The 9,237-nt window shown below is 60.4% G+C and carries 5 protein-coding genes and 1 pseudogene; 3 read left to right on the top strand and 3 right to left on the bottom strand.

Annotated features, from left to right (window positions below; genetic code table 11):
- Positions 1-1,755 (bottom strand): ATP-dependent helicase (locus tag VL202_RS15575; RefSeq protein WP_325465009.1); only part of this gene is annotated, 1,755 nt, incomplete at its 3' end.
- A 204-nt stretch (positions 1,756-1,959) separates the two neighbouring features.
- Between VL202_RS15575 and VL202_RS15570 the strand changes: the two genes are divergently transcribed.
- The 3 genes from VL202_RS15570 to VL202_RS15560 are packed head-to-tail and all read left to right on the top strand — an operon-like array spanning position 1,960 to position 7,410.
- Positions 1,960-2,715, top strand: a complete 756-nt coding sequence (locus VL202_RS15570) for an ImuA family protein (RefSeq protein ID WP_325465008.1) — start codon at positions 1,960-1,962, stop codon at positions 2,713-2,715.
- A complete protein-coding gene (locus VL202_RS15565; RefSeq protein WP_325465007.1) occupies positions 2,636-4,147 on the top strand; it encodes a DNA polymerase Y family protein in 1,512 nt (503 codons plus the stop codon). Before VL202_RS15570 ends, VL202_RS15565 begins: the two co-directional genes overlap by 80 nt.
- Positions 4,147-7,410 carry an error-prone DNA polymerase gene (locus VL202_RS15560; RefSeq protein ID WP_325465006.1) on the top strand — a complete coding sequence of 1,088 codons (3,264 nt, stop codon included), beginning with the start codon at positions 4,147-4,149 and terminating at the stop codon, positions 7,408-7,410. The genes VL202_RS15565 and VL202_RS15560 overlap by 1 nt, the downstream gene beginning before the upstream one ends.
- A 282-nt stretch (positions 7,411-7,692) precedes the next feature.
- On the opposite strand, the gene VL202_RS15555 is transcribed toward VL202_RS15560, so the two are convergent.
- Both VL202_RS15555 and VL202_RS15550 read right to left on the bottom strand, forming a co-directional pair.
- A complete protein-coding gene (locus tag VL202_RS15555; RefSeq protein WP_325465005.1) occupies positions 7,693-8,928 on the bottom strand; it encodes a CapA family protein in 1,236 nt (411 codons plus the stop codon).
- A 107-nt stretch (positions 8,929-9,035) separates the two neighbouring features.
- Positions 9,036-9,237: pseudogene (locus tag VL202_RS15550) on the bottom strand (ABC transporter ATP-binding protein); the annotation flags it as partial.

Raw genomic sequence — 9,237 nt, 5'->3', positions numbered from 1 at the left:
ATCGACCACGTTGAGCATGAACACCGCGCGCCATTCCTGTCCTTTTGCCGAATGAATGGTCGACAGGATCAGATAGTCCTCGTCGAGCAGCGGCACCCCGGCCTGATCGCTGGTGGCATCCGGCGGATCAAGCGTCAATTCCGTCAGAAAGCGCTCGCGCGATGGATAGCCGTTGGCGATCTGTTCGAGCTGCAGCAGATCGGCCTTGCGGGTGTCGGCATCCTCATGGATGCGGTCGAGATGCGGCTCGTACCAGAGGCGTGCCTGCCCGATATCCGAAGGCCAGCCATCTTCGGTCTTGCGCAGGCTGGCGAGCAACTGGACGAAGGATGTCCAGTCGTCGCCGGTCTTGGGCGGAGGCGGGATTTCAGCAAGGGCCAGGAGTGGCTCAGGATCGGCGGCGATCGTATTAAGAATGTTGCCAGCCGTCTTTGGACCGATCCCCGGCAGCATTTGCAGCAGCCGGAAACCGGCGACGCGGTCGCGCGGGTTTTGCGAAAACCGCAGCACGGCCAACATGTCCTTCACATGAGCGCTGTCGAGAAATTTAAGGCCGCCGAACTTGACGAAAGGGATGTTGCGGCGAGTGAGTTCGACCTCGAGCGGACCGCTATGACTGGACGTGCGGAACAATACGGCCTGGTTCTTCAGCGTCATGCCGGTCTCGCGATTGGCGAGCACCTGGTCGACGATGAAGTTTGCCTGCTCGGTTTCATCCTTGACGGTGACGAGTTTCGGTCGCTCCACCGATTGCCGCTCGGTCCACAGGTTCTTGGTGAAGCGCTCGCGCGCCAGATCGATGACGCCGTTTGCCGCAGCCAGGATCGGCTGCGTCGAGCGATAGTTGCGGTCAAGCGTGATAATATCGGCGGCTGGACTGAAGGAGGACGGGAAGTCGAGAATGTTGCGAACTGTCGCTGCCCGGAACGAATAGATCGACTGCGCATCGTCGCCGACGACCGTCAGGCCACGCCCTCCGGGCTTGAGTGCCATCAGCACCGAAGCCTGCAGCCTGTTGGTATCCTGGTATTCATCGACCATCACATGGTCGAAGCGATTGCCGATATCGTCCGCTAGCTCTGGGTCGCTGACCATCTGCGACCAATAGAGAAGCAGATCGTCGTAATCGAGCACGTTCTGGGCCTGCTTGGCGTCGACATAGGCGGCGAACAACTGCTTCAACTGTTCTGCCCAGCTTGCCACCCAAGGATAGTGCTGGCGCAGGATCTCGTTCAATGGCGTTTGCGAATTGACCGCCCGCGAATAGATCGACAGGCACGTGCCCTTGGTCGGAAAACGGCTTTCGGTCTTGGAAAATCCAAGTTCGTGACGGGCAAGGTTCATCAGGTCGGCACTGTCCTCGCGATCATGAATGGTGAAATCTACATTGAGCCCGATCTGCTCGGCATAGATCCGCAGCAACCGCGCCCCGATCCCGTGAAACGTGCCTGACCAAGCCAGCGCGTCGGTAAGCACCCCGGAATTGGCGCCAAGCACCTGTTTGCAGATCCGCTCGACACGGCGCGACATTTCTGATGCTGCCCGCCTTGAAAACGTCATCAGCAGAATTCGCCGCGGATCGGCGCCATTGACGATCAGATGCGCGACCCGGTGAGCCAAGGTATTGGTCTTGCCGGATCCGGCGCCGGCGATGATCAGCAGCGGTCCTGCCACCTGTCCGACTGCCAGTCCAACGCCGTGTTCCACAGCCTGCCGCTGCTGCTCGTTCAGTTTTTCCAGATAGGCAACCGTCATGCCGTGATTCCCGATAAGTGCCTGTCTGCTCTGGCCGTTTTGGTTTGGATGCCCGTTGCTTGTGCGTCGCGTTCCGTCATCCGCACCCCGTCTACCGCCAGAATCAGCATTGACTCATTTGGAGGATAAGAACAAATAATGAACATATCAGTCGCGATAGCCGCTGAAAAGCCCTGAACAGCATCGACGAGATATCCGCAGCCTATGCTTAACGCCGCCGTCAATGCGACCATTGCCGATCTTCGCGAGCGCATCCAGCGCCTCGAAGGCACCGCTGCGCGGAAAGGTGAGGTGCTGTCGTTCGGAATCGCCGAGATCGACGGAAAGCTTCCGGGCGGCGGGCTTGCTTTCGGTGCCCTGCATGAGGTGGCCGGTGGTGGTGGCGATGCGGTGCATGGTGCAGCGGCCGCTCTGTTTGTCGCCGGCATCGTTGCGCGCACCAAGGGCGACGTGCTCTGGTGCCTGACACGGCCCGACCTGTTTGCGCCGGCATTGGCACAGGCAGGCCTGCATCATGATCGGGTGATCTATGTCGAGGCCGACCGGGAAGAGGATGTGCTGACGAATTTCGAAGAGGGTCTGCGTTTTGGCGGGCTTGGCGCCGTCGTTGCCGAACTCGTCCGCCTGCCGATGACCGCCTCGCGGCGCCTGCAGCTGGCGGCCGAAGCTTCAGGTACAATCGGGATTGCGCTTCGACGATGGCGTCGCCCAACGGAGGCAGCAGACTTCGGTCAACCTACGGCCGCCACGACACGGTGGCGCATCAGCGTCCTGCCCTCCGAGCCGCTTCCCGTGCCGGGCATCGGGCGGGCGCGGTGGCTGGCGGAATTGATCAGAGCAAGAGCGGGAGAAGCCGCCGAATTTGAAATAGGTGCCTGCGATGCCACGGGTCGTATCAGTCTTTCTCCCCACGCTATCAACGGACAGGATCAGGCGCGCCGATCCCGGAATTTCGGCTGAAACACCTGTCGTGGTCGTTTCCCGCAGTGGATCGAAACGCACCGTCGCGGCAATCGACGCTGCGGCCTTCAAGGCCGGCGTCCGCATCGGCATGCCCGCCGCCAAAGCCCAGGCGATGATATCCGGCCTGCATCTGGTCGATGCCGATCGACAAGGTGATGCCGAGGCGGTTGAGCGTCTGGCGCTGTGGATGCTGCGCCAATATACGCCGATCGTGGCAACTGACAGTCCCGACGGCATTATCATGGACACCGAGGGCGCCGACCATCTGCGCGGCGGCGAGGTGCCGATGCTGACCGGCCTTGTCAACGCTTTGAGAGGCCGCGGTCTTCAAGCACGTGGGGCTATCGCCGATACCTGGGGCAGTGCTCATGCGATTGCCCGCGCTATGCCGCGGGAGGTGACCATCGTCCCGGTTGGCGACACAGCCAAAGCCATCGTCAATCTGCCGATTTCCAGCCTTCGCCTGCCGCCCGACGTCGTCAGCGGGCTGACAGTGCTTGGGTTTCGGACCGTGGGCGAATTGTCGGCAACGCCGCGAGCGCCTTTGGCACTGCGTTTCGGGCCGGAAGTTGGTCGCAGGCTCGATCAGATGTTCGGGCGCCTTGCCGAACCCATCGACCCCATTCGTACCGCGGACCTGATCGAAGTGGCGCGTTCGTTTTCCGAACCGATCGGGGCTGCCGAGACCATCGCCAAATATATCGGCAAGCTGGTCGTTGAACTCTGCGCCGGATTGGAGACGCGCGGGCAGGGTGTTCGCCGCGCTGACCTGATTATCTATCGCGTCGACAACACCCTGCAGTCGCTGCGTGCCGGCACGGCAAAGCCGGTGCGCGACATTTCCCATCTGACAAAGCTTCTCTGTTCCAGCATCGAGAAGATCGATCCCGGTTTCGGTATCGAGAAACTATCTCTTGCCGCGACGATGACTGAGCCTTTCGAAGAAAAGCAGTCAATCTCCTCCCTTATCGAAGAAACCGTCGTCGACGTCACGCCACTGCTCGACAGTTTTGGAAATCGCGGTCAGCGGATGTACCGGCTGGCGCCTGTCGAAAGCGACGTTCCCGAGCGCAATGTCGGGCGCGTCTCCCCCATTGCCGCAAAGCTCGGTGAGGTCTGGCCGACCCGCTGGCCGCGGCCAAGCCGGGTGCTGGCGCGCCCGGAACGGATAGACGTGATCGCGCTCACACCCGACCACCCGCCGGCGTCCATGACGTGGCGCGGCAAACGCCGGCGCATCAAGCGTGGTGACGGGCCGGAACGGATATTCGGCGAGTGGTGGGTTCGTTCCTCCGAGATGGATGCGGTCAGGGACTACTATTCCGTCGAGGATGAGGACGGCAATCGCTTCTGGGTCTATCGCTCCGGCGACGGTGTGGATCCCGCGACGGGGACGGCCAAGTGGTTTCTGCACGGGATCTATGGCTGATGCGCTACGCCGAGCTCCAGGTCACCAGCCATTTTTCCTTCCTGCGCGGTGCGTCGGGCTGCGATGAACTGTTTGCCACCGCCAAGGCACTCGGCATTGAGGCACTTGGCATTGTCGATCGCAACAGCCTTGCCGGGGTCGTGCGCGCCTGGGAGGCGGCCAAGGAAACGGGCATCCGACTGGTCGTCGGCTGCAGGCTCGATTTGTCAGATGGCATGTCGATGCTGGTCTATCCGATGGACCGGGCTGCCTATTCGAGGCTGTGCCGGCTTCTGTCCCTCGGCAAGGAGCGGGGCGGCAAGGGGCACTGCATCCTCGATCTGTCGGATGTCTCCCTCTATGCAGAGGGCCTGCTCGCCGTCCTGATCCCCGACGAAGCCGACGATAAGTGCGCGATCCAGCTGCGCAAGATGAGGGAGATTTTTGACGAGCGCGCCTATCTGGCACTGACGCTGCGCCGGCGGCCGAACGACCAGCTACGCCTTCACGACCTCAACTTGCTGGCAATCCGGCAAAAGGTCCGGCCCGTCGTCACCAACGACGTGCTGTTTCACGAGCCGGGCAGGCGGCAATTGCAGGATGTCGTCACCTGCATTCGCCATCGCACCACCATCGATCAGGCCGGTTTCTTGCGCGAACGGCACGCCGATCGTTTTTTGAAGCCGCCCGAGGAAATGCACCGGCTGTTCAACCGCTATCCAGAGGCGCTCGCCCGGACCCGCGAAATTGTCGACCGCTGTCGCTTCGACTTGAGCGAACTGACCTATCAATATCCCGAGGAAGCGATCATTCCCGGACTGACGGCACAGCAGTCGCTGGAGAAGTTCACCTGGGAGGGCGTGCGCGATCGCTATCCCGAGGGAGTTCCAGATGACGTGGTGAAGACCCTCAATCACGAACTCGATCTGATCCGCAAACTCGACTACGCGCCCTACTTCCTGACGGTCTACAGCATCGTCCGCTTTGCGCGATCTCAGGATATTCTCTGTCAGGGTCGTGGGAGTGCTGCCAATTCCGCCGTTTGCTATGTGCTTGGGATCACGGCGATCGATCCGGCCGCAAACGATCTACTGTTCGAGCGCTTTATTTCAGCCGAGCGCAACGAGCCGCCCGACATCGACGTCGATTTCGAGCATGCCCGGCGCGAAGAAGTGATCCAGTGGATCTACAAGACCTACGGCCGGCAAAAGGCTGCCCTTTGCGCCACCGTCACGCGCTATCGGGCCAAAGGCGCGCTCCGTGATGTCGGCAAGGTGCTCGGCCTGCCTGAAGACATGATCACGGCGCTGTCGGCGGGCGTCTGGGGCTGGAGCAAGGAGGGCGTCGGCGAAAAGCAGGTCAACGAGCTCAACATGAACATGTCCGACCGCCGCCTTCGTCTGACATTGGAGCTGGCGCAGCAGCTGATGGGCGCACCCCGTCATCTGGGCCAGCATCCGGGAGGCTTTGTCCTGACCAATGACCGGCTCGACGAACTTGTGCCGATCGAGCAGGCCCGGATGGAGGATCGCCAGACCATCGAGTGGGACAAGGACGATATCGAGGCGCTCAAGTTCATGAAGGTTGATGTGCTTGCTTTGGGAATGTTGACCTGCATGGCCAAGGGCTTTGCCTTGCTGGAGGAACACAAGGGAGTGACGCTTGATCTCGCCACCATCGAGCAGGAAGACCCAGCGACCTATGCGATGATCCGCAAGGCTGACACGCTCGGCACCTTCCAGATCGAATCCCGCGCGCAGATGTCGATGCTGCCGCGGCTGAAACCCCAGACCTATTATGACCTGGTCATCCAGGTGGCGATCGTTCGCCCTGGGCCGATCCAGGGCGACATGGTGCATCCCTACCTGAGACGGCGCGAAGGCAAGGAAGCGGTCGTCTATCCGAAGCCGGAACTGGAAGCCGTGCTTGGCAAGACACTCGGTGTTCCGCTGTTTCAGGAGAGCGCCATGAAAGTCGCGATCGTCTGTGCGGGTTTTACCGCCGGCGAGGCCGATGCGCTCAGGCGCTCCATGGCGACCTTCAAGTTCACCGGCGGGGTGAGCAAGTTCAAGGACAAGCTGGTCCAGGGGATGGTGAAGAATGGCTACACCGAGGAATTCGCCGAAAAGACCTTCTCGCAGCTCGAGGGTTTTGGCTCCTATGGCTTTCCGGAAAGCCACGCCGCTTCCTTTGCCCTCATCGCCTACGCCTCCTCCTATCTGAAATGCCATTATCCGGACGTGTTCTGTGCCGCGCTCATCAACGCGCAACCGATGGGATTCTATGCGCCGGCGCAGATCGTCACCGATGCCCGCGCCCACGGTGTTACGATCCTGCCGGTCTGCATCAATCACTCGCGGTGGGATTGCACGCTCGAAGAAATTGAGGGAACCGACGATCATGCCGTCCGCCTCGGGATGCGACTGGTCAAGGGTTTGCCCGAACAGGATGCGGCGAAAATCGCGGTGGCGCGTGGTGACGATCCGTTTGTTTCCATCGACGATATGTGGCGGCGTGCCGGCGTTTCGTCGGCCTCCCTGGTCAAGCTCGCCGAGGCCGATGCATTCCGGCCGTCCTTGAACCTTGAAAGATGCGATGCGCTGTGGGCAATCAAGGCCTTGCGCGACGAGCCACTACCCTTGTTTGCTGCGGCCGCCGAGCGCGAGCGGGCTGTGATTGCCGAACAGCAGGAACCGGATGTGACGCTTCGGCAGATGACCGAAGGCGCCAATGTCGTGGAGGACTACGGACATACGGGCGTGACGCTGCGTGCCCATCCGGTCAGCTTCCTGCGCGAGGATCTCACCCGCCGAAACATCGTCACCTGCGCCGAGGCGACATCGGCCCGTGATGGTCGCTGGCTAATGACATCAGGCCTTGTTCTTGTCCGGCAGAAGCCCGGCAGTGCCAAGGGCGTCATGTTCATGACCATCGAGGATGAGACAGGCGTTGCCAATATCGTCGTCTGGCCAAGCCTGTTCGAAAAGCAGCGCCGCGTCGTGCTTGGAGCGGCCATGATGGCGATCAACGGCAAGATCCAGCGCGAAGGAGGCGTCGTGCATCTCGTGGCGCAACGGATGTTCGATCTGAGCGACGATCTGGCGAGCCTCGGCGAGCGAGACACTTTCAGGGTGCCGACAGGACGGGGCGACGAGTTCGCGCATGGTTCACCGGGTAGCCCCGACAGCCGCGAACGGCCGCCGATGGGCGTCAAGGCGCGGGAAATATATGTACCTGATCTGCATATCGATACACTGAAGGTGAAAAGCCGGAATTTTCAATGAGTGCGGTAGGGGGATGTGGTCAAAAGCAAGGCGACAGAGGCATTGGACGCTGACGCGTTCAATGCCTCCACAGATGCAAACTTAATCAGGCGCATTTTTCGTGCGCGGCGTTCATCCGACGCATATGCCATGCTCAGTCTACCAAGCGGCAAATGAGCGTTCCGTGGAATCGATTCGAGTCCAGAAAGAATTGAGGACAGCGGTTTATAGCCCATCAACGCGCACACCCAGGCGGGCATCACCGGAATATCGCGATTTGGTTCCGGTCCAATCCCCTTCCGGCTAAAACATTAGCCACCCTACACCCTCCGTTACTTTGATCTCTGTACCAAAACCCGCAGATTGGTCTCGAAAGCGATGCAATATCCTCTCGGCACCGACGCCGCGCACAAGTTCGGGGGCGAGACGCTGTTCCAGGGCGTCACTGTTTGATGCTTCGCTACCGCCGATAACAACCGGATGGAAGGACATTGAGGCTAGATTGCCGTCTCCGCCGAACGAGCATAACCCGATCACGCTTTCCCACACTTCCCGCGCCCTCCATTGCGATTTCTCGGATTTTACGTGGAAGATGAAATTGCCCAGGCTGTAGAAGATCGGCCGGCCACGATAGATTTCGACGGGCTGGAGGACAGGCGCGCCGTGGCTGACGAACATTGCCGCACCCGCATCAATGCATTTTTTCGCGACGGCACCCACCCATTCAGGGACCTGATACCAGTCCGAGGCCCAATGGTGATGATGCAGGTAGGCGATGACCAGGCACCCGTCCTCCGTCGCGGACGTAATCGCTGCGAGGTTTCGCGACATGTCGTCCTCATCGACTTTAACATTTCGACCAAACCTGTCGGAGCGTCTGAAAATTGCACGCGCTAAACTGATTTCGGCTTCGACCTCGACATGAGGCACATCGTCTGGTTGGCTGTCGTTGCCCAGGTCCATCATCGTGTAGCCCACCTTGTCGCGAACCGTTCGCAGCTGTTCGAACGTGTCGGTGTCGACGTCTATCACCTTGGTCAGCCTTAGCCGGTTCACGCCCGGACGCTCGGAGCGACCGTTGGCGGCGTCCGCCGCATACATGAAATCGGGTCCTGGTCCTCCATCCATGGCGACGAGAGCCACCTTCCTGCCAGTAAACGAACCTTTTGCAGCGCGCGTTGCCGCTGTGTGATTGCGCCCGATGCCGGCATGAAGGAAGCCGCGCCTATCGACCTCCTCCAGGGTCGAAAGGATCCCCGATGGACCAAGATCGAAAGCATGATTGTTCGACAGGGAAAGTGCCTGGAATCCGAGAGCCTGAAGGCTGTCGAGAACAACCGGCTGGCTGCATCCGAAGAACGACCCTTTGAGCGGCCATCCACCATGACTTCCAAGGATCGTGCTTTCAAAGTTGGTGAACGAAAAATCGGCTTGGGAGAGCACGTCCCGCACGCCCTGAAATCCCGGCGTATCCACGCCGCGAATATCCTGTTTGATCAGAGATTGCCCGGTTACGGCGATCGTGAACGTATGCGTCATGATAGATCTTTCCTTCGCAGCGAGCAGCCGCCACGCGATTGTGTGGATGAAGTTGAACGAACTTCCGGACGACGATTGGTTGCGCTTGTCGCCGACATGTAGGCACGTCAGTGCGTGAAGCGCTGGGGACGCGCAGCAATGAGGCTGCGCGTGTACGGGTTCTGTGAGTGTGCAAAGATGAACGCCGAAGAGCCGGCGTCTTCCACCTTGCCGTCCTTGAAGATGTAAATGGAGCTGCAGAGCTCCTGCACGAGGGCGAGATCGTGCGAGATGAAGAGCATGGATATGCCGAGCTCGGCCACGTTCTGC

It is taken from the genome of Pararhizobium sp., from assembly GCF_035497515.1.
GTDB lineage: Bacteria > Pseudomonadota > Alphaproteobacteria > Rhizobiales > Rhizobiaceae > Pararhizobium.
Note: the sequence above shows the minus strand (reverse complement) of the source record. Positions and strands in the feature narration are given on the sequence as shown.

What these genes read in the sequence shown, in the direction of transcription:
- VL202_RS15570 (WP_325465008.1), top strand. Translation starts at nt 1,960, where the DNA reads ATGCTTAACGCCGCCGTCAATGCGACCATTGCCGATCTTCGCGAGCGC.
- VL202_RS15565 (WP_325465007.1), top strand. Translation starts at nt 2,636, where the DNA reads ATGCCACGGGTCGTATCAGTCTTTCTCCCCACGCTATCAACGGACAGG.
- VL202_RS15560 (WP_325465006.1), top strand. Translation starts at nt 4,147, where the DNA reads ATGCGCTACGCCGAGCTCCAGGTCACCAGCCATTTTTCCTTCCTGCGC.
- VL202_RS15555 (WP_325465005.1), bottom strand. Translation starts at nt 8,928, where the DNA reads ATGACGCATACGTTCACGATCGCCGTAACCGGGCAATCTCTGATCAAA.